The organism is Paenibacillus sp. Dod16, assembly GCF_049893405.1.
GTDB lineage: Bacteria > Bacillota > Bacilli > Paenibacillales > Paenibacillaceae > Paenibacillus_AQ.
In genome coordinates, this window is sequence record NZ_JBNDYG010000011.1 from 146,674 (window position 1) to 168,838 (window position 22,165).

Consider the following 22,165-nt stretch of genomic DNA (forward strand, 5'->3'; position numbering starts at 1 on the left):
ACAATAAGCTGCTTTTGATAATAATTCCTGACATTTTGCATTTCCAAAAAATCCTTCTTATATATATCACGGTTTCTTTATACTGAAACAGGAAATTGACCACTGCTCAGCGAACTATGATAACGTTAACATTTTGCATAGTTACATACACTGAGAATGTCGAAGTCGATCAAACATTTGGAGGTAACCATGGAAAACAACGGACTCGGAGGAAAGAGCATTATCCTCAGACTAGAAATGAATACACAAGAAATCAAATTCGGTCAGGTAGCATCCACCATATTTGAAGCCGGGGGAGACATGGTCGCCATCGACGTCATTCAGGCGAGCGGCCACATTACCGTACGCGATATTACCATTACGGTCACGGACAGCGTCGATATCGGAAAAATTACAGATGCCGTGAAAAATCTAAAAGGCGTCCGGCTCGTCAACGTTTCGGATCGTACCTTCCTGCTGCATCTCGGCGGCAAGATCGAAACCCAGCCTAAAATCCCGATCCAAAACCGCGATGATCTGTCGCGCGTCTATACGCCAGATGTTGCCCGGGTGTGTGCAGCCATTCAGGAGGACCCGAAAAAAGCCTTTACGCTCACGATTAAAAGAAATACGGTGGCCGTCATCTCGGATGGAAGCGCCGTGCTCGGTTTGGGCAATATCGGCCCTTATGCGGCCATGCCGGTGATGGAAGGAAAATCGATGCTCTTCAAACAATTCGCAGGTGTAGACTCCTTCCCGATCTGCCTGGATACCCAGGATACGGAAGAGATCATTTCTTGCATCAAAGCCATGGCACCGGCTTTTGGCGGCATTAACCTGGAGGATATCTCCTCCCCGCGCTGCTTCGAGATCGAGCAACGACTGCGGGATGAGCTGGATATTCCCGTGTTCCACGATGACCAGCACGGCACAGCGGTCGTTCTGTATGCGGCACTGATCAATGCCCTGAAAATTGTCGGAAAATCAATCGATAAAGTCAGGATCGTTGTATGCGGAATCGGCGCTGCAGGCGTGGCATGCAGCAAAATCCTCCTGTCGGCCGGTGTCAAGGACATCATTGGCGTAGACCGCGAGGGTGCGCTGGTTGCTGGAAAAGAATACAGTAATAGTATGTGGCAATGGTACGCAGAGCATACGAATCCGAATAAAGTTGAAGGTTCCCTGCGCGAAGTGATCCAAGGTGCCGACGTGTTTATCGGCCTATCCGCCGGCGGCCTGCTTCGCCGCGAAGACGTACAAGCCATGGCTAAAGATCCGATCGTGTTCGCAATGGCAAACCCTACGCCGGAGATTAAACCGGAAGAGGTCGAGGATATTGTAGGCGTCATTGCAACCGGACGTTCGGATTATCCGAACCAAATTAACAACGTCCTCTGCTTCCCGGGTATTTTCCGTGCAGCCCTGGATTGCAGAGCAACCACGATTAATGAGGAGATGAAGCTGGCCGCAGCCGAAGCCATCGCATCCGCCGTATCGGATGAGGAACGCAACCCGTCGTATATTATTCCAAGCGTATTTAATCAGAACGTCGTGAAAGCCATTCGCGAGCTTGTCGTGAAAGCGGCGATCAAAACCGGCGTTGCCCGGAGAATCCCGCGTGAATAAGCAATCCCTCATTCGGAAGTTCAATAAGCAGGCAGCGATATATGAAAGGAACACCAGACAGCGCAGGCTCGGTGAATGGAGACAGCGGCTGCTTGAGGATGTAGAGGGTAGCGTGCTTGAAGTAGCTGTCGGCGCCGGCGCGAACTTCCCCTTCTATCCTCGTGACAAGGTGAACGTAACGGCTGTCGATTTCAGTCCCGAGATGTTAAGCCGTGCACGGCGGATGGCCTCCGAGATGGGTATCCGGGCCCATTTCCTAGAGCGGGATATCGAGACGCTGGAGCTGCCGGAACGTTCCTATGATTGTGTTGTATCCACCCTGTCGCTATGCGGCTATGAGGATCCGGTCAAAGCTCTGAATAAAATCAATCGCTGGGCCAAACCCGGCGGCCGCGTTTATTTACTGGAGCATGGCATGAGCACGAACCGGCTCCTTGGCGCTATTCAGCATCTGATCAACCCGGCAGCACGGCGGATATCCGGCTGTCATTACAACAGGGACATGATCCAGATTGCGAATGCCTCGGAACTGAACATCGTCAAGACAGAACGCTATTGGAACGGCATCGTTCATCTGATCTGGGCGCAAGCAACCTGATCCATTCATTCATTTTGACCTGTCGGCATAAATTTTAACGTAAGCTCTTATTAATTAATCTGGAGGAACTTGTTATGAACACAAGGCCTGATTCTAATGAATATTTACCCCTCGCCGAAAAATACGTCTCTCTTGTCCCCGAAGGCCATATTGCCGAAGTTTTGCAGCGGCAACATGATGAAACGTTACGATCGCTCAGCGATCTGACGGAAGAACAAGCGAATGTTCGCTATGCCGAAGGGAAATGGAGTCTAAAACAGGTGGTCGGACACATCGCCGATGTAGAGCGCTTATGGAACTACCGCATCCTCTACATCGCGCGTGGAGATGCCCGTGAATTCTCGGGGTACGACCGGGAGATTTTTGTCCAAAATTCACCCTTCAGCCATCTTCCGTTACGGGAAGCCCTCAAGGATTATGCCGCCGTCCGGCAGTCTACCATTACGCTGGTTGGAAGTTTGACGGAGGAAGCGCTGCTGCGCCAGGGCACGTTCAACAATTACCCGCTCTCCGCCCGGGCAGCCGCCTATGTCATTGCCGGTCATGAGCTTCATCACCTGAATATTCTACGAGATAAATATTTAACGTAGTTTATGAAGGGGCATCCTTGCACGCCATTTGGCCTGGAGAGATGCCCCTTGGCATGCTGCCGATCCACATCGTCTGCCTTCACTTCCTTAAATTTAAAAAAGGCCTCAAGCTGAGGCCTTTTTCCCTTCCATATTATGTAATGGTTTAGCACAGCCTGGCTGGCTTAACTCCAATTCCATACCTCGATGCGGCCCAAGCGGAATCCCCAAAATTCCGACTCCTCCTTCAGCTTCTCCAGCTCGCGCACAGGTCCCGTAACGGTCGCTCCGTAAACTTGAACCCCATTTTTCTTTAAGTAAGCCAGCCGCTGTTTGTCTTCATCCACGCCGTTATATTTGATGTTGTCCGTCATCCATTCAACGTCGGCGATCAGTTGCTTCACGTGATCTGTTATCCCGTCATCCATTGAGAAGAAAGTATGCCAGAGGGAAAGGGAATGGTTATCGCCAAACTGAACCTTGGGTCTTAACGTTAGATGAGGAATCATGTAATCTGCGCCGCTAGAGCTATAAGTACCCAGCTTAAAATCCTTCAGTTCGCCTGCAAAAACAGCCATACTGGTTGCTTTAACGTCATAGTCCGAGAAGAGCTCCAAGACCTCCTCCGGTGACCTAAGCATTCGAAGCGAGAAGAATAATTCCGCTACGTTACCGTCTTCAAGTTTCCCTAACTGGTTCATTGCACCAGTAGGGTGAGGATCGTCTTTAATCTCCCTGCCCTCCAGCAGCGCAGAGTTCAGGGTATAAGGATTTCTTTCCTCACGATTCAAATAAGGATTCAGTTCCTCAATAGAATACCTCAGTTCTCCCCCTAATCGCTTCTTCGCGTGAAGCTCTCCGACAATTACCTGCCATTCCCCCACATTCTTATACACTTTCAGATTTGCCTTCTGAGTGAGGAAGGGCGTTACTTCAACCAAAGGCAAGCTTCGTTTATCTACCATAAGTCCACTTTCATGCAATTCAACCGTTGTTATGACGGTCCTTAGAAATTTATCATTTAGGCCGGTTTTGTAATGGTAAATGTGGATAGCCGAGTAATACACGGCATAAATAAAAAACAATAATAATACAACTAACAAAGCATATATAAGCTCCTTCACCCTTGTCTGCCAGGTTATCCGATTCATCACTTCCGTATCCATCTCCTCTCTACCTTCTCATGTAGACAACGGTTTAATCGCGCTAATGTTACGGTAAAACAAGAAAAATCGCTACAGCAGCTAAAAGCAAGCAGCTACCGTAACGATTCCATATAACGAATATTCTATATTATTTCACTTCAGTCGATAGGGTGCTGTGTCCATCCCAGCACTCCACCTCATCAAGCCCTTTGATGCTATCCTTGGTGTAGACAGGATTCAGGCCTGCCCGCTTCTGCTTCATGTAATCTTGAAGCGCGGCAAAGGCCGTTCGGGATAGCAGCGTGATAGCCACAAGATTCACAATCACCATCAATCCCATGAACAGGTCGGCCAAATCCCACACCAGCTTCACGCTGGTAACGGAACCGAAGATAACCATGGCCAGCACAGAAGCCCGATAAACCCATATCCATGCCCGATTCGACTTCAAAAACTCGATATTGGTTTCCCCGTAATAATAATTGCCGATCAGCGTGCTGAACGCAAACAGGAAGACCATGATCGCCAGGAAGTCGGACGCCCATGCCCCCATCTCCATGCCCAGCGCGGCCTGCGTCAGGGCGATTCCATCAAGTCCGGTCTGCTGATAGGCACCGGTAAACAGAATGATGAAGGCGGTGCTTGTACATATGACCAGCGTATCGATCAATACGCCCAGCGCCTGCACCAGCCCTTGCTTGGCTGGATGGCTTGTCGTTGCGGTAGCCGCTGCGTTAGGCGCGCTCCCCATGCCGGCTTCGTTGGAGAACAGCCCTCTTTTGATCCCGTTCATGAGAGCGGCACCGATCGACCCGCCAACAACCTGCTCATAGCCGAACGCGCTTTTGACGATAAGAGCAAAAACTTCCGGCAGCTTGGTGATGTTCGCCAATACGATAAACAGCGCGGCACCGACATACAGGACGGCCAATACCACAACGATCAGCTCCGACATTTTGGCAATCCGCTTCACGCCGCCAAAGATGATCACCGCGAAGATAACCGCCATAATAATGCCGATGGTTAATCGGTCAGTTCCGAATGAGTTCTCGAAGGCAATCGTAATCGTATTGGATTGGACCGCATTAAAGACAAGACCGAAGGACAAGGTGATCAGGATCGCAAACAACACGCCCATCCACCGTTTCTTTAATCCTTGCTGCATGTAATAAGCGGGACCGCCGCGATAACCACCCGCCCCATCTTTTACTTTATAGATCTGGGCCAGCGTACTCTCGATAAAACTGGATGCCGAACCGATAAGCGCAATAATCCACATCCAGAATACGGCCCCGGGTCCTCCAAGCGAGATGGCCAGAGCCACCCCGGTTATATTCCCTGTCCCGACACGGGCTGCCATACTGATGGCAAATGCCTGAAAGGGCGAAATGCTACCCTTCTCTTTACTCTTGGGTTCGCGGATGACCCGGAACATCTCGCCGATCAGGCGAAATTGCAGAAACTTGGTCCCCACCGTGAAATACAGGCCAACGGCAATCAGCAATACGATGAGCAGCTTAGACCATAAAAAATCATTAAAGATATTGACTACATTCTGTACAATTTGATCCATATTCTACCCTCGCTATATAAGTCATCACCCATGGTGTAGGTTTTGTGTAAAATAGTCCACGTTTCATCTAACCATTACTTCCCCATCCAATACAAGAGGTTAATTGTGGAAAATGCTGCACCTAACCTGGGCGGTTACGTCATTTCTTATTCGCGGGGATTCTTTGTTGATTTCAAGGCGGGATTTTCGGACATTCATATTAAAAAGGACCCTCTCCTCTGCGTGTTAAAGCGCAGGAAAAGGGTCCTGTCATCATGTCAGGCTGCCTACCTACCAGCCTTTCTATGATGAAGAGTTCATGCCCGTATAGACCAGAATCGCATCGCGGAGGAATACTGCCGTTCCAGGCTGCTTCTCATCGTAATGAGCGGTAAAGCGCTCATCGTCAACATACATCTGGGCGAGGCCTGCGTGGGCCTCTTTGCTGTAATCGTTCCAATAATAAGTGAGCCAGCGCTTGTGAAGATCGGCCGCCTTCTGGGCCAGCTCACTGGCAGGATCGCCTTGCTTAAATGCTTCGGCCAGCGTCTCGTACAGCTCATCAGCCAGACGCGTTATTTCCTCATGCTGTTCTTGCGTCATATTTTTCAGCTGGGCATTGGATTTATTTACAATCTCATCGCCATACTTCTCGCGAATTTCCTTACCGTATTTCTTCTCATTATCATCAATCAGCTTCTGCTTGAATCCTTCAAATTTCTCTTGGTCACTCATGGTTATTCTCCCTTCGGCGGAGGCGATCGTGTTCTCCACATTGGTAATCAGCAAATCCAATTGCCTTCTTTTGTCTAGGAGCTGCGCATGGTGTTCTTGGAGCGCCTTGATCCGGTTGAAGGATGGTGAGGCCATAATCTCTTTGATATCGTCCAATTGAAGCCCGAGCTCCCGGTAAAACAAGATCTGCTGCAATTGATTGACCTCCTCCTGCCCATAGATCCGATATCCCGACGAGTTGATTCTGGCCGGCTTCAGAATACCGATCTCATCGTAATAACGGAGCGTCCGGGTACTTATTCCTGCCAACCTTCCAAGCTTCTGCACCGTGTATTCCATGTTTTCTCACCTCCTGACAACATCAATGTACACCTTTACGTAACGTTAAGGTCAACACGCTGTGCAAAAAAAATTATAAATTTCTTAAATAAAAAAGAAACTGAATGTATTCTTAACAGAATATCATCCAGTCTCCCCAACGATCCACTTCAGTATGTTACTCCGCGTCCGCTTCCGTGTCTGTCGCAGGATCTGCTGCTTCATCAGCGTTCGTATGCTTCTCGTTTACCCACTGCTTCAACGGCTCGGTCATTTGATCCTTCAGCTTCTGAATCAATTGATCCTCCGTAATCCCCTTCGCGGCCGCGATCTCGGCTAGCGACTGCCCTTCCTTCATTTCTGCCTTCAGCTCGTCCTCAGACAATCCAAGCAGAGCTGCAAGTTCCTCCGGATTACCGAATTTGCCGAAGCCTCGGCCGCCTTTGCCATGGCCTTTTCCAAAACCGGCTTCGCTGCTCTCCACGATTTGAGTAAGACGGTCGCTCAGCCCCTCTTTCCACTCGGCTGCCTCGGTTTCCGTAATGCTGCCTCCACTCAGGCGTTCATCAATCTTCGCGGTTTCCAGAACGATCAGCTTCTGCACAAACACGGATTGGGTCATTCCTTTGCCTTCGGCAATTTCAGCAAACGTGCTCCCCGCTTCAAGCGCTGTGCGAATCTCTGCCTCCGTGAGCCCAAGAACCTCGGCCGTCTCTTTGACGATGTTGCCGCCGCGAGGACCGCCACCTTTACGATCCATCCACTTTCCATCCCGGCTCTTGCCTGCATCGGCAGCTGATGAGCCTGTCCCCGTCTGTCCATCCTCGGATACCGAGACGGAAGCGTCTGTGCTCGTCGCGGCAAAAGCCTTGCTCTGAAGATACCCGGCTCCCCCCAGCACAATCGCTGCTGCCATACTGCTCACTAATACTTTTTTACTTATCGGATTCATCGTCATCTCTCCTTGTAGGTTCATGGTTTGTCTTACAATTTGAAGTATAGAGAGGGAATCTGAAAGTAAACTTAGGAGAACGTTATGCCAGGCTTAGGCTCAGCTGAAGGTTTGCTGAATGTGGCGGTATGCCAATTGGCTTCAGCACATCATAATAAGCAACTATCGAAAAGACAACGTGCGGTAGGAGGCCAGCTTGCGAACCGTCAGCCACAAGGATAAGAGGAGAAGCAGCTCGAATACGTTCGTGGCAGCCGAACTTTCGATCGGAATCGGAATGGCGCTCCCGGCAGCCATCAGCACCGTACCGATAAACAACAGCGGCGACTTTCTCTTCCGCCATACGATAACGCCTGCAATCAGCAGAGGAATCAGGATCAGGATGACCATGAGCGGCGGCCCCCCGGATTCGGTCGGAACGTAGCGAAGCGCTCCATATTCCACAGATGGCTGGAGCTTAAGCGGCAGCGTCTCCGTCATCACCTCAAGCGCGATTAGAGCTGCAGTGAGAAGCCAGGCTCCCCATGCGGCGGCCAGCTTGCTGGCCCAAGGGCTTCCTGCCTTGCGAATCAGATCGAACGACACGAGCACAAGCAGCGGTGTTGCCAACGCATGCACCCAGAAACGCGTAACGTTCAACCCCTCCAGCAGATCTCCCTCCCCGATGTACTTCCCGATGCCGATCACGCAATTATCCCAGACCAGTCCGGCCGTCACGATCAGCAGCAAATACCGAAGACCCGGCGAAGAATCACGCTTCAACAGCACACACCCATACAGAAGCAGCGCAGCATATACAACGGCCAAGCCCAAATACAGTATAGAATCCATGGTCCGTATCTCCTTTCATCTTAACGCCTGACAATCGGATCTTGATTGACCCTGTTGCAGCATGTACTGATAGGTTTTATACCCGTTAGCCCGCCATCCTAACCCAAGTGTATGTATATGAAGCAGGGGGGACTAACGATGTGGAGATTTTTAATGGAGTCACGAAGAGATCCTCTATCCAGCGCAAAAAAACCGCAGGAGACATCCCTCTCCAGCGGTTTCTATCCATAGATCCTTCACGATTTCATATGCAATCCATGCTTCCCATTCAATCGGATCAAGCGTCTTACTTCCCCTTCTCCTCTGCTTCCGAAATAGCCCGTTTGGCCAGATTCGTCAGCACGACATCGTCCATCGGCGGATTATGAAGACCCGCCCGGACATCCCTGTACATTCGTTCCAACGGAAGCTGCCGGGAGAGACTCAATCCTCCAACGATCCGCATCGCATGATCGACAATCCGGAGCGCTGCATTGGTCACAACATATTTAGCAAGACCCAGCTCAGGCTTAAGGGCAGCGCGGTTCTCCACTTCCTTGTCCCAGCGGTCGGCGGTTTGATATAAATAACTGCGGGCCGTAAGCAGGTCCACTTCGATTTCGGCGATATGTCTTTGGACATTCGGCAATTCGGCAATGTGGACCGTCAAGGAGTTCGGTTTATGATGACGGGCAAAATCGATGGCAAAATTGCGCGCGGCATAAGCAATCCCCATATAACATGCCGGTATGTGAAGCAGAATGCCTTCCGTCGGCACGGGAAATTCAGGTTTCTCATAATCGAGTCCCCGAATCACTTCCGCCTCCGGCACGAAGACGTCCTCCAAAATCATGTCATGGCTTCCCGTAGCGCGCATGCCCATCGTATTCCAGGTTTCCTCGACCTTGACCCCGGGTCCACTTCGAACGAGGAATGCACCGACCTTCTCGCTATGCTCGATACCGGCCGTAACCACAAACTGCTTCAAGATCGGGCTTAATGTGCTGAAGGTTTTGCGTCCGGTAATGCGCCAGCCGCCCGACACTCGCCGTGCCGTGGTCTCCGGCCTTCCACCCCGGCTGGGACTTCCTGTCGCAGGCTCGCTCGCCAGTTCATTAATGAGCACACCTTCAGCTACAACGTCCTTGCACAGCCTCTCAAATAAAGGCTCCGGCCAAGCCTCGGATAGGCGCAGCTGGAGTATTTGCCCGATATGCCAACCGACCGCCAGCGCCGTAGAGCCGTCGCCTCTGGCGAGTCGTTCCTGGGCAAGCACCATTTCGTATACGGAGGCTTCGTCTCCTCCATAGGATGCCGGGACGGTCAGCTTCAGATAACCTGACTCCTTCAGATCATCAAAATTTTCGAACGGAAACGAACCCTCCAAATCGTGCCGTGGAGCTCTTTCCGCGAATTTCGCCCCAAGCTTATCGGACCGAGCTGCGATCATGGCTTCGCGTTCATTACGTATGAATGGATCTGTGGAACCGGATCGATTCAAGTTCGTCCCCTCCTTGCTAACCCTTGTATTCCGATGGATATATACTTAAAATTGTAGCAACCCTATTTGGGGGTGTCAATGAAGGGATCACCGATCGCCGCTCCCCCCTTTAGTTCGGATATATCCAGTGTATGATTTCCGAATCCTCGTGACTCTTCTGGAATCCCAGTTTAAGCAAAACATGCTGAGAAGCCGCATTTCCGGGTTCGCATCTAGCCATGATGGATTTGACGTCCTGCTGCCCCGAAGCCCAATCCAATAGTTTCTGCGCCGCTTCATGACAGTAACCTTGCCGCTGATGGCTTGGATTGGTCGCAAAGCCGATTTCGATTCTGCCCTCCGGATCAGGATCTCCCAAGAATCCGATGCCGCCGACAATATCGCGCGTGGCCTTGTCTACCATAATCCATGAATCAAACCCCCGCGTACCCTTATTCTTGACCAACAACTCCCGGAAAAAAGGCAATGCCTCATAAAAGTCGGTGCCCGGCCATTCGCCGTTACTGTGGTATCCTAAATCCTCGAATGCCTTCGGATCCCGGCGCGATGCCGCGTCAATCAAATCCAAATCCAATGTTCTAAGCAGCAACCGTTTTGTTTCCAGTTCCATGATGTGTTCACCTGTCCTTCTTAAGATTTATTTTTATTAGAAAACATAAAAAGACGGAAAATGTACTTGAGTCATTCTCCGCCTTTATATGAAGTCTATATGCTAATTGCATCCATAAGAAAAACATCAATCGACGGGCTTCATAGAAGACAGGCCGCGTTTAGATGAAGTTTTTCTTGCGATTATCGAATGGTTCAGCTTCGCTGAAAACTTACAAATTCAATAATCCAATAAAAAATCCGCGCTGCAGAAGCAACGCGGATTCAAGACGCAAATAGGATAGTCTACCCAAGGCTTCCTTGATCTCCGCAGTTCTTAACTCCTCCACATCCGGCCGAAGAATGCACCTTGAACTAAACCTAGCCAATGGCGGCTATGTCAGGCGTTCCTCAGAACCTATAGGTTTAAACAAAGTTAAGAACAACAAATCTCTCCTTAAAGTAGGTTTTACATATTGTACCTATTACCAGATGAGCGCGTCAAGCTTTAAAGCCCCCTTCTAGTCATACGTCTACATCGCGTTCTCTTTCAGAAATGAAGTGATGGCTTCATTCACTTCATCGGGGTTATCCAAATTCGTTGCATGGTGAGCGTTCCGGATGATTCTTAATCGCGAATTCGCCATTCTCTCCTGCATGTACGCCTGCTGCCTTCGAATCATCGTGTCGCTCTCTCCTTGAAGAAGCAAGGTCGGACAATGGATCTTATGCAGATCCTGCGTGCTGTCCATCCGGGTCACCGCATCCCATATCCGAACCCAGCTGGAATACGGGATGGAACGGAAGGTCTTCTCTATATAAGCTTGATTGCTCTTGTTGTACTTGGATAGCATTTTCGCTTGCAATTTTCCCGATAAGGACATCGGCATCAAGTAACTTGACCAGCGATTCAGCGGCACGAACATTCGCTCATACCAATTGAACGCATTCGTGAACGGCGTGCCGATCAGTACCAGGGCTGCAACCTTCTCAGGATAGCGAACAGCTGTCTGCAGCGAAATATGCCCGCCCAGGGACAGCCCGCAAAGAATCGCTTTTTCAATGCCCAATCCGCTTAGCAGATCGGCCAAATCCCTGCTGAAATCCTCCGAATCCACCTTTCCTTCCGGCAAGGAAGAGGAACCATGTCCCCGGATATCCCATACCAAGGTCTGATACTGACGTGAGAAATAATCGACTTGCGGCCGCCATTGTTCATGATTCCATGAGGCACCATGCGTAAAAACAAGCGGCTTTCCTTCTCCCTTTACTTCATAGTACAGATCGACTTCCCTTCCTTTGAAAATCGGCATATAACCATCCTCCTTGCTATATTTGAAAAGATTGCGTACCGACATTCCGTAACGGAGCAAATATCACCTGAAAGCACTCATCAAACAGTTCCTCCAACGTTCGGTTTGACTCTTTAATCCAGATCATCATAGCTCCGCTGATGGCAGCTTGCAGTACCCGGCTAACCATAGCTACGTCGCATTCTGCGATTTCTTTGTTCGTGATCGCCTGGCTCAGCATCTGCCGGGTAAACGCATCAATCAGCTGCAGTCGGTACCGGGTTTTTTCCATCAAATCGGGGTCATTCGTCCCTTCTAAATAGAAGGAAGTATGGTTCGCCAATTCAACAGGATTTTTCATATGGGAAACCGCATGCATAAATACGGTCTTTAGTGCATCAAGTCTCGATTGATCGGATAGGCCAGCCTCCTGGAAGGCATGTCTGGTTAGTTCAATAACATAATCGCTATAGGCCAGAAACAAATTCTTCTTCGAACCGAATCGCTTCATTAAGGCTGCCGGTGAAATATTCACTTCATGTGTGATGTCGGTTAATGTTGCTTGTCCGTATCCTTTTTTGGACAGTGCCCGGTAGACACCGTAGAAGATAGCCTCATCTTGAAATTCACGAGGTCTTACCATGCGTAGTCTCCTCCCTTAGTTAGTGAATGATCATTTACTAACTATTGTTTCATAAACTTTCTCGAGTGTAAACCGTGAAGTGCCTGGAGATGAACTCGCACATCAACTTACGGCCTGCAGCCAAAAAAGGCTCGGTCCCCCTCTGCTGACCACTCTGGTGAGTAAATCAAGATGTCTTTTTTAATAGAAAAACGCAACTTCTTTATACTCTTGGAGCGAATTAACCTCTATACTGACAGTAGAAGGAAACCATAATCTAGGAGGAGCTGAGCACATTGCGTACCAAATTCATTTACCAGGCACCTGCAAACGGTTATCCCGAATGGAATAATAATCCGAATATTTTTCAGCTGAACCGTCACAAAGCCCATGCTTACATGATGACGTTCCCATCGGAGTCTGAGGCGCTGAACCGTGCCCACTCCATGTCCCCCTGGTATCAATCATTGAACGGGATGTGGAAGTTTGCGTTTGCCGAAACCCCTGACAAGCGCATCCAGAATTTCTATGAGGTCGATTATGATTCCGGCAGCTGGGCTGATATGCCCGTCCCTTCCCATTGGCAGCTTCAAGGCTATGACTATCCTCAATATACAAATGTTAGATATCCCTGGTCCGAATCGGAGCCTGAATTGAAAGCCCCCTTCGCGCCAACGCGATACAATCCCGTAGGCTCCTACATCCGTGAATTTACGGTGCCGGACACTTGGAAGGAGCAGCCCGTGTATATTAGCTTCCAAGGTGTTGAATCCGCTTTCTATGTATGGGTGAACGGCGAGATGGTCGGATACAGCGAAGATACGTTTACGCCGGCCGAGTTCGATATTACGCCCTATCTGATCGATGGCGAGAATAAATTGGCTGTAGAAGTGTATCGCTGGTGTGACGCGAGCTGGCTGGAGGATCAGGATTTCTGGAGGCTTAGCGGGATTTTTCGCGAGGTCTACCTCTATTCCGCCCCGGCCATCCATATCTCCGATTTCTTCGTGCGGCCGGTTCTTGATGACGAATACCGGGATGCCGAGCTCGAGATCGATGCAACCGTTACGAATTACTTTAATGAAACCATCGATAAGGACAAGCTTCAGCTTGAGGCGCTGCTATACGACCAGGACCGTCAGCTGGTTCGGAAACAAACGCTCGCCATAGCGGATTACATTCTGGACGAGAGCACCTTCACCCTGAGCATGAACGTCCCCGAACCAAGAAAATGGAGCGCGGAATCGCCTTATCTGTATACCGTCGTTCTGGCATTAAAGGATAAAGACGGAGCATGCCTTGGAGCCGTAAGCTGCCGCACCGGCTTCCGCCGCTTCGAGCTGAAGGACGGATTGATGCGGATTAATGGTCAGCGCATTCTGTTCAAAGGCGTGAACCGGCATGAATTCTCCCCGGATACCGGGCGGGCGCTTAGCCGCGAAGACATGATCACCGATATTGAGCTAATGAAGACGCATAACATTAATGCGGTACGGACCTCCCATTACCCGAATCAATCCGCATGGTATGATCTCTGCGATGAATATGGCTTATACGTGATCGATGAGACGAATCTGGAGACGCACGGAACATGGGAGTATGGGCAGCAGGAACTGAAAGAAACGGTCCCCGGCAGCAAGCTCGAGTGGCGCGACAATGTTTTGGATCGCTGCAATTCGATGTTTCAACGAGACAAGAACCACCCCTCCGTCATCATCTGGTCGCTTGGCAATGAATCCTTTGGAGGCGACAACTTCATTGCGATGCACGATTTCCTGAAGGAGGCCGATCCATCGCGGCTCGTTCACTATGAAGGGATCTTTCATTACAGGGCGTCCGAGGCGGCTAGCGATATGGAATCCACCATGTATGCAAAACCTCAGGAAGTGGAGAAGTATGCAACCAGCAACCCGAGCAAGCCTTACATCATTTGCGAATACAGTCACGCGATGGGCAATTCCTGCGGCGGTCTCCACCTGTATTGGGAGCTGTTTGAGAAGTATGACATTTTACAGGGAGCCTTTATATGGGACTGGATTGATCAAGCGATCCGTACCCAAACGGCCGACGGTATCGAATATTTAGCGTATGGCGGGGATTTCAACGAAAAGCCGCATGACGGCAATTTCAGCGGAAACGGCCTGATCTTCGCGGACCGCAGCAAAACCCCCAAGCTGGACGAAGTGAAAAAATGCTACCAGAACGTCAAGTTCGAATGTTTGGACATTGCTGCTGGTCGGATTCGGGTCAGCAACCGTTTCTTGTTCACCAATCTCGATCAGTATCTTGTGAGATGGAACATTCAGCTGAACGGAGAAGAAAGCCAATCAGGCACGCTCCAGCTCTCGCTCCAGCCCGGTGACCATACCGAAATCGAGATTCCGTATTCCCCTATAGAGGACGATGGAAAGGAAGCGGTGCTCACCGTCTCCCTGGTTCGTAGGGAGAGCGCCAAGTGGGCACCCGCAGGACATGAAGAGGCTTGGGAGCAGTTTGAGCTAACGCCCTATATAGCGAGTAGATCGGAAACGGACGCTCTTTCAAACGCGAAGACTCTGGAAGTTACCGAATCGGATGAAGAGCTTCTCATCGCGGGTTCAGCCGTTTCGTTACGCTTCCACCTGGGCACCGGCGATCTGACATCTTACGCGCGATCCGGCAAGGAGTACCTGCTGGCACCGGCCAGACCCAATTTCTGGCGAGCCGTGACCGATAACGATCTGGGCAACCGGCTCCCTGAACGCTGCGGCGTGTGGAGAACGGCCCACGACCGGCGGAAACTGCTGTCCCTGCGCTGGCATACGGAAGGTCCTGCCGTCGTGGTCTCCAGTCACTACCAGATCGAGACGACTCCTATATCCGGACTGACCTTGGAGTATCGAATCTTCCCGGATGGAACCATCCGCGTGCAAGAAACCTTTGTCCCGGGCAGCGGTCTGCCTGACATTCCGGAAATCGGCATGCTGTTCTTGCTGGATGAAGGCCTCGATAAACTCAGCTGGTACGGCCGGGGGCCTCATGATAATTATTGGGACCGAAAGACGGGAGCCAAAATCGGTCGATACACGGGAAGAGTCGCCGATCAGTTCGTTCCTTATTTGAGACCTCAAGAATGCGGGAACAAAACGGATGTCCGCTTCGCGAGCCTCATCGAAAGTAGCAGCGGGGAAGGTCTGCGGTTCGAAAGCTCCTCCCTCATGGAGTTGTGCGCCCTGCCGTGGACGCCGGAGGAACTCGAGGGCAGCGACCATGCGTACAAGCTCCCGCCAAGCGATAAAACCGTCCTGCGCATAAACTACAAACAAATGGGCGTAGGCGGCGACGACAGCTGGGGAGCGCCAATCCATGAAGAATTCACGCTGCCTGCGAACCGTACGTACAGCTTCGGCTTTACGATGGGGGTAGCACGCTGAACCTAATCTATAGGAAAAATACAAAAAAAGAGCAGCTTCGTATTGAAGCTGCTCTTTGTGCTATGAAATTCTATCCGTCATCATGAATCCAGACTGACGGTTTTGTTAATATCCGAGTCGCCCTCCGGCTCTTGGCCCACCATTTTCTTGAAGAAGGCTTTTACCGTTTTGGTTTTGTTTCCGGTTTCCCAATACTCTGCGGTGTCCGTATCCACCTTGATCAGAATAATGTTGGGATCGTCGTAGGACGTCTGCAGAAACTTCTCATATGCCGCGTTCCAGATCGCCTTTTTCCGTTCTAGGTCGTCCACGACTTGGGCCGTTCCCCGAATCGATACATAGGATTTGCCGACATAAGCGATATTGACGTTGGGATTAGCCATAATTTCTTGATATTTGCTGGTGTCCCTTTTCGTCAAAAACCACAAATCGCCGTCGAATTCGATATCCTGCGTTTGCATCGGTCTGGAGTTGATCCCGCCCTCCGATATCGTGGAGAACATCGCCGTTTCAATATCCTTGATAATATCCTTCACGGTCTCGACCGCTTCCCGGTTCACTACGGTTCCGTTTGACATCTCAATCACCCCATCCTTGTATTTAGTCTCTAATTACACTTCCCATAAATAAGTTAAACGATGAATCCTTTATAACTCCGTTTTCCTTTGCTAAGTCATCCATTATGATTAGACAAAGTTTTAACCGTCGCTTGCACCAAAAAAAGCCGGAAGCTGCCTGCGCAGCCCGACTTTTTTGCGGATCGATTCATTTAGAAGCTAACTTCATTCTTTTGTACCTCTTCTGTGCCTTATGATTTACCTTGCGCCACACTATGACGCGCTTTGAATTCAAGCGCGTAAACAGATGAAGGTCGTAACAGGTGCCCCCGCTGCCATGCCTCTGCCGGCACTTTACTTTCCTGGCACACGATATCATCCGGCTGGAACACGGAGTTCACATCATCGTAAGAATTGCCGGTGATTTCATAAAGGGTCGTTTCCCCGGAAGCCTCGAAGGCCTGCAAATCCAGTACGGCCGTTACCTCCTCCAAGCTGCGGTTAACGATAAATACGGTGACTTGGCTGCCGTCGTCATTCGTCCCGGCCACAATGTCCAGTTCCGGAAGCGCATCAAGCTCCATAGGCGTCTCCTTGTTTGATGCCACGGAGAAAGTGCCGCATTCCGCTTGGACGGGGAGAAGACGACGCACGTCGCGATTCGCGTAAAGCTTTAACACTTCATAGGTCGGCGTCCCGTAAATCGTGAGCGGAAGCCCGCTCCATCCGGGCTCCTTGCCGCAATACTGATCCGAGTAGTAGTCCCCGACCCGTATGCATCCTCCGAGCCAGCCATTCACAAGATCGGAGAAGCTGCCGATATGCACCATGTCGCTGCAGCGAAGCATTTCGTTCAGGTTGGCGGCATTGGCCACCGCGGCACCTAATGTATGCTCGTTCGGCAGCCCTTTTCGCACCGTATTCGGATAGTACATCGTGTTGTATTCGGTGATCGCCAGCTTCACGTGACTATGCTTCGACTGGGATCGGATCAACTCCGTTGTCTTCCGGATATGGTGCCGGGTCCACTCGGGATAAGAGGCAATCGCTTTATAGCGTTCCTCTGCCGGCGTATCCCGGTTCATGCCGAAGGGGCCATAGCCGTGATATAAATGCAGCGTCAAGTAGTCCATATACTCGCCTGCCAGATCCAGAACGGTCCGGTTCCATTCCTGCTCGTAATGCCCGCAGGCCAGCAGCACGATGGAAGCGTCCGCCTCCTTCATAGCCTTGGCAAACGATATGGTCCGCTTCGCAAACTGTTCTGCCGTACAAGTGCCGACCTGCCATTGGCCCCATACCTCATTGCCGATCTCCCAATACTTGACGTTGTATGGCTCAGGGAAACCGTTTCGGGCACGTAAAGCGCCCATGGGTGTATCCACGCTCCCATTGCAGTATTCGATCCACTGCTCAGCTTCTTCAGGGGTACCCGATCCATCGTTCACGCAAATCAGGGGCTCCACCTGCAGCTCGCGGCAAAAGCGGATGAATTCGTCCGTGCCGAAATATTTGCTGGTCCATCCTCCCCAGGCTTCGTTGTACATGACTGGTCTCTCCAGAACCGGACCGATGCCATGCTCCCAGTGGTAAGCGCTGATGTAATTGCCCGCGAGCCTCATCATGCCCGCATTGAGCTCTCTCGTCATCTCGATCACTTCACGCTTCACCATCGCGATGCTATCGATCGGCAGCAGGGACACGTGATCAATCCAGAGCATGCCGGTGGAGACGTGATCGATCCACCTTGGATGCTCGGCCGGAACATACACCCGGATCTCGGCATCACTGCAAGCGCGTGTGACCGACAGCTCACCCACGTATTCATGCCAGTTGTGGCTGCCGAGCTCCACGCGAAGCTGTCCAAGCGTTTCTTCCGTACGCCGGTCCACGGCTTCAACCATCGCGTATTGAAGCTCGATGGAAACGCGGGCAACAAGCCGGACCGTATACTTCATCGGACCCTTTAATGCCGCTTTCTGCGCAATGCCGGCATAGGCTTCGTCATCGCTCAGGATCCGAATACGCTGGGCGCGTCCCGAATGCCGGGGCGCCGGGGCTTCCATCGCGTACCCGGTGTTGCGCCCGTTGGTATAGGCGCGCCAGCTTCCCGACACCGGCGTCTTGGTCTCCGCCTCGCTTTCAAAATCCATGTCCCTCAGTGGAAACGCAAGCATCGCCTCCATATGATCCCGAATATCCTCCACAAAATGACCGAACAGGTAAGGATTGATCGTGTGCTCGCTCTTGCGGCTGCAATCAATGGTAATCGTTGCGTTCGTATTCAACATAAAACCTCCCCAAGCAATTTTAGGCTGGCCCGTGCGTTCGGTATCGGAATTCAACCTTTAATCGAGCCAATCATGACGCCTTTAACGAAATGCCGCTGCACGAACGGATACATCAGCAGTACAGGTAAACTGGAGACGATAATGACCGCGTATTTGATGCTTTCGGCAAGCAGGATGCTTTCTTCCAGTCCCACGCTGCCGTCCACGGCATCCGATTGGCTGATCAGCAAAATTTCGCGCAGCACCAACTGAAGCGGGTGCAGATTCTCGTTACGAATATAGATGAGCGCATTAAAGAATGAATTCCAGTGGCCGACCGCATAAAACAACACCATCACCGCCAGGATCGGCTTGGATAGAGGCAGAATGATACTGAAAAGCAGCCTCCAGTTGGAGCAGCCGTCGATATGGGCGGCCTCCTGCAGCTCCCAGGGAATGCTCGATTGGAAATAGGTCCTCATCACGATCAGATTGTAAGTGGCAATCGCGCCGGGAACAATCAGCGCCCACATCGAATCGACCATTCCCAAATCCTTGACCAGCAGATATGTTGGAATCAACCCTCCGCTGAAGAACATCGTCAGCGTGATAAACACCATGATCGCATTTCGCCCCGGAAGGTCAGGCCTTGATAGCGGGTAGGCCGCCAAAATCGTCATGATGATATTGATCACTGTGCCGACGACCGTATAGATAATCGTGTTACGATATCCCGTCCAAATCTTTTCGTTTTGCAAAATATTGGTGTAGGCATCCAGCGTTACGCCTTTCGGCAGCAGCCAGACTTCGCCGTTCAATACCCTGGTCGGATCACTGAACGAAGCGCTGACAATAAAGATCAACGGGTACAGCACAATGACGATAATGATCGCGGCGATCACGTATATGATGACATCGAACACCCGTTCATTCGCGGCCTCTTTTACTGTCGACGGCTTGGACATGGCGCGTCCCCCTTTACCATAAGCTTGTCTCTGACGTCTTGCGCGCAATCCGGTTTACGAACAGCAGCAGGAACAGATTGATGACCGAATTAAACAGTCCGATCGCTGCCGTGTAACTGTATTCTCCCTTTAAAATGCCTGTCGTGTAGACAAACGTGGAGATGACGTCGCTTGATTCCAGATTCAGGTTGTTCTGCATCAACAATATTTTTTCAAAGCCAATGTTCATGAAATGGCCGATATCCAAAATGAGCAAAATGATAACGACAGGCGCGATTCCTGGCAAAGAGATGTGCCAGATGCGCCGCAGCCTCGATGCCCCGTCCATCTTGGCCGCCTCGTAGAGCTGCGGGTTCACCCCGCTCAGCGCCGCAATATAGATAATGGATTGCCACCCCATGTTCTGCCAGATGTTAGAGCCGATAAAGATGGTCTTGAACCAGCCGGCTTCCTCAAGAAAACGGATCGGCGTACCTCCGACAGCCTCGATCAACAGATTGATCGGACCGCTATTGGACGAGAGGAACACGTTTAGAATGCCAACGATCACGACCACCGAAATAAAATGCGGGATGTACGTAATGTTCTGCAGCCATTTGCTGAAGGTCTTGCTGCGTATTTCATTGATGATCAAGGCCAGCAGGATCGGAATCGGAAAGGCAATCAACAAGGAAAACAAGTTGATGGACAGCGTATTCCACAGCAGCCGCCAGAAATAATACGAATCAAAGAAGCGTTCGAAATGCCCGAAGCCCTCCCAGCTGCTGCCGAGGATACCTTTTGCCGGATTGAAATTTTTAAACGCGATTTGCAGTCCGTATAGCGGACCATAGTGAAAGACCAGATACCAGACGACCGGCAGAAGCAGCATGAGATACAGGTCATATCGCTTAGCCATTTGCCTTATTAGGCGGGAACCCCGCCTCAAATCGCTTCGAGGCAGAGCCATCGATGAATCGGCTTTGACACGCTTCATGGGCATCCACTCCTTATCCATGATGTAGCAGCATTATTTCTGCATCTTGTCATAGGCATCCTGATACAATTTCTCCAGCTCGCCGATTTTCATCTTCTGGAGCGTGGATTGGAATTCTCCCCACTTGTCGAAGCTAAGTGCGCCAACAATGAACTTCGTGCTTTGCTCTTCGTAGTATTTGTCGATATCGTTGCGAAGAATGTTGACCTGCTGCGCGGTTTGCTCGTCAAACATCGGAGCCGCATAACGAACCTTCGGCATGAACGGATCCAGCTGCTGCTGCGCCTCCTGTACCTGCGGCGGATTGATGAACGAGGCAACCTGTTCGCTGATGAGATGAGGTGCCCCTCCTCCCGCATAAGGCGTGATTTTGGCCTGATTGGTAATATCCTTCAGGAAATCCTCCGTGTAGTACGGAATTCCGTCCTTGAGCTCGTAGTGCTCCCCTTCCCTGCCGAACCTCAGAAGCGTCGAACCTTCGTCACTATAGAAATAATCGATCCAGCGCATCGTGACTTCCGGGTATTTATTAATGGACGTGATCGCAAAAGCTCCAAAATCCCGTGCAATCGGCAAGGCCTGGCTTTGCATCCGATCTCCGCCCGGGCCAGCCGGAGGTGCTATTCCGGTGTACTGGTCCTGAATCGACAAGAAGTTATTGTTGGTCTGGTCAAAGAAGAATCCCGTATTTCCCGAGCCCTGCTTGGCCAAATATTGCGCTTCGGTGTGGGAGAAAATCTCGGGATCCAGAAGCTTCTCCTTGTAAAGCTTGTTTAAGTACATGAGCATCTCTTTGTTCTTGTCGCTGCCCATCCAGATGCTGACTTTGTCATTCTCGATGTTGATGTTATATCCGAGCTGCGTATCCAGTCCGAATGAACCGCTCATCGCAGCCACGATCGCCAATCCGACACGGGCCGTCATCGGAATTTCATCCTGCTTCCCGTTACCGTTCGGGTCACCATCGCGGAAGGCAAGCAGAACATCATACAGTTCGTCCGTCGTCTGCGGCACCTCCAGATTCAGCTTCTCCAGCCACATCTGGTTGATCCATTTCTTATCCGTCCGCGCCGCGCCCAGCGTTACAATGCCCGGAATTGCATAGATATGCCCCTCCGGCGTTGTGATGCCCGCGCGAATTTCCGGATATTCCTCCATCAATTTTTTCAAATTTGGCGCATATTCATCGATAAGGCCTTCCAGCGGGATCAGCTGTCCTGCCGATCCGTAACGAACGGCCTCAAGCGGCGACAGACCGGAGCGGAACAAGGCATCAGGCAGCTCATTGGAGGCGAACAACAGGTTTTTCTTCTCCTGGAAGCCGTCCGTCGGCGCTTCGATGAACTCGACCTTCACATTGCTCAGTTTCTCGTAATCCTGGAACACCGGCATCTCCTTGAACGGACCGTTCACGGGCGCAATCCGGGTGAACATCTTGAGATCTACGGTCTGATCTACGATGGGAAACCCTGTAGTATGAACGACATTCTCTGTACCTTCGGGTGCAGCTTCTTTCTTCGAACCTCCATCGGAACTGCATCCGGCCAGCATCAAGCTGGAAGCGATCATCGTGATGACCGCGTTTCTTCCCCAGCGTTTACGCATAAATAAGCGACCCCCATATCCCTTCATTCACCAGGCGCCATTTGTAAGCGTTTACCGCCTGGTGTGTGATTATTATAATTCACCCTTTAAGA

General features: G+C 50.9%; 18 protein-coding genes. 4 read left to right on the plus strand and 14 right to left on the minus strand.

All coding sequences use genetic code 11. The features are described 5' to 3' along the window. Positions 1–189: 189 nt before the first annotated feature. From ACPV3A_RS11400 to ACPV3A_RS11410, 3 genes are all read left to right on the plus strand, one after another. Positions 190–1,605 (plus strand): NAD-dependent malic enzyme, encoded by a 1,416-nt coding sequence (locus tag ACPV3A_RS11400; protein ID WP_426199641.1) that lies wholly within the window; start codon positions 190–192, stop codon positions 1,603–1,605. Continuing rightward, positions 1,598–2,203: a class I SAM-dependent methyltransferase gene (locus ACPV3A_RS11405; RefSeq protein WP_426199643.1), complete on the plus strand. Its 606-nt coding sequence runs from the start codon at positions 1,598–1,600 to the stop codon at positions 2,201–2,203. The genes ACPV3A_RS11400 and ACPV3A_RS11405 overlap by 8 nt, the downstream gene beginning before the upstream one ends. Before the next feature lie 74 nt (positions 2,204–2,277). After that, a complete protein-coding gene (locus ACPV3A_RS11410; protein WP_100540121.1) occupies positions 2,278–2,793 on the plus strand; it encodes a DinB family protein in 516 nt (171 codons plus the stop codon). 164 nt (positions 2,794–2,957) lie between these two features. Here ACPV3A_RS11410 and ACPV3A_RS11415 read toward each other — a convergent pair whose 3' ends face one another. From ACPV3A_RS11415 to ACPV3A_RS11455, 9 genes are all read right to left on the minus strand, one after another. Beyond that, entirely contained in the window at positions 2,958–3,923 is a 966-nt protein-coding gene (locus tag ACPV3A_RS11415) for an anti sigma factor C-terminal domain-containing protein (RefSeq protein ID WP_426199679.1), read from the minus strand. Between the two features lie 142 nt (positions 3,924–4,065). After that, on the minus strand, positions 4,066–5,490 hold the full coding sequence (locus tag ACPV3A_RS11420) for an alanine/glycine:cation symporter family protein (RefSeq protein WP_426199645.1): 1,425 nt from the start codon (positions 5,488–5,490) through the stop codon (positions 4,066–4,068). Between the two features lie 282 nt (positions 5,491–5,772). Beyond that, positions 5,773–6,543, minus strand: a complete 771-nt coding sequence (locus tag ACPV3A_RS11425) for a MerR family transcriptional regulator (RefSeq protein ID WP_426199647.1) — start codon at positions 6,541–6,543, stop codon at positions 5,773–5,775. Positions 6,544–6,700: 157 nt separating this feature from the next. Further along, positions 6,701–7,474: a hypothetical protein gene (locus tag ACPV3A_RS11430; protein WP_426199649.1), complete on the minus strand. Its 774-nt coding sequence runs from the start codon at positions 7,472–7,474 to the stop codon at positions 6,701–6,703. Between the two features lie 162 nt (positions 7,475–7,636). After that, on the minus strand, positions 7,637–8,305 hold the full coding sequence (locus tag ACPV3A_RS11435) for a hypothetical protein (RefSeq protein WP_426199651.1): 669 nt from the start codon (positions 8,303–8,305) through the stop codon (positions 7,637–7,639). A 286-nt stretch (positions 8,306–8,591) separates the two neighbouring features. After that, positions 8,592–9,785 (minus strand): acyl-CoA dehydrogenase family protein, encoded by a 1,194-nt coding sequence (locus ACPV3A_RS11440; RefSeq protein WP_426199653.1) that lies wholly within the window; start codon positions 9,783–9,785, stop codon positions 8,592–8,594. A 109-nt stretch (positions 9,786–9,894) separates the two neighbouring features. Further along, positions 9,895–10,398, minus strand: coding sequence for a GNAT family N-acetyltransferase (locus tag ACPV3A_RS11445; protein ID WP_426199680.1), 504 nt, complete (start codon positions 10,396–10,398; stop codon positions 9,895–9,897). Positions 10,399–10,906: 508 nt separating this feature from the next. Then, on the minus strand, positions 10,907–11,686 hold the full coding sequence (locus tag ACPV3A_RS11450; protein ID WP_426199655.1) for an alpha/beta fold hydrolase: 780 nt from the start codon (positions 11,684–11,686) through the stop codon (positions 10,907–10,909). Between the two features lie 16 nt (positions 11,687–11,702). Continuing rightward, entirely contained in the window at positions 11,703–12,308 is a 606-nt protein-coding gene (locus tag ACPV3A_RS11455) for a TetR/AcrR family transcriptional regulator (RefSeq protein ID WP_426199657.1), read from the minus strand. A gap of 275 nt (positions 12,309–12,583) precedes the next feature. Between ACPV3A_RS11455 and ACPV3A_RS11460 the strand changes: the two genes are divergently transcribed. Then, positions 12,584–15,700 carry a glycoside hydrolase family 2 TIM barrel-domain containing protein gene (locus tag ACPV3A_RS11460; protein WP_426199659.1) on the plus strand — a complete coding sequence of 1,039 codons (3,117 nt, stop codon included), beginning with the start codon at positions 12,584–12,586 and terminating at the stop codon, positions 15,698–15,700. Positions 15,701–15,780: 80 nt separating this feature from the next. On the opposite strand, the gene ACPV3A_RS11465 is transcribed toward ACPV3A_RS11460, so the two are convergent. The 5 genes from ACPV3A_RS11465 to ACPV3A_RS11485 form a co-directional block, all read right to left on the minus strand. Next, on the minus strand, positions 15,781–16,278 hold the full coding sequence (locus ACPV3A_RS11465; protein WP_426199661.1) for a pyridoxamine 5'-phosphate oxidase family protein: 498 nt from the start codon (positions 16,276–16,278) through the stop codon (positions 15,781–15,783). Between the two features lie 230 nt (positions 16,279–16,508). After that, positions 16,509–18,545 (minus strand): alpha-L-arabinofuranosidase C-terminal domain-containing protein, encoded by a 2,037-nt coding sequence (locus ACPV3A_RS11470; RefSeq protein WP_426199663.1) that lies wholly within the window; start codon positions 18,543–18,545, stop codon positions 16,509–16,511. 53 nt (positions 18,546–18,598) lie between these two features. Next, positions 18,599–19,492, minus strand: a complete 894-nt coding sequence (locus ACPV3A_RS11475; RefSeq protein WP_071221947.1) for a carbohydrate ABC transporter permease — start codon at positions 19,490–19,492, stop codon at positions 18,599–18,601. Between the two features lie 13 nt (positions 19,493–19,505). After that, complete coding sequence (locus ACPV3A_RS11480; protein WP_426199665.1) at positions 19,506–20,468, minus strand: ABC transporter permease; 963 nt, start codon at positions 20,466–20,468, stop codon at positions 19,506–19,508. A 33-nt stretch (positions 20,469–20,501) separates the two neighbouring features. Next, complete coding sequence (locus tag ACPV3A_RS11485) at positions 20,502–22,073, minus strand: extracellular solute-binding protein (RefSeq protein WP_194540836.1); 1,572 nt, start codon at positions 22,071–22,073, stop codon at positions 20,502–20,504. Positions 22,074–22,165 lie beyond the last annotated feature (92 nt).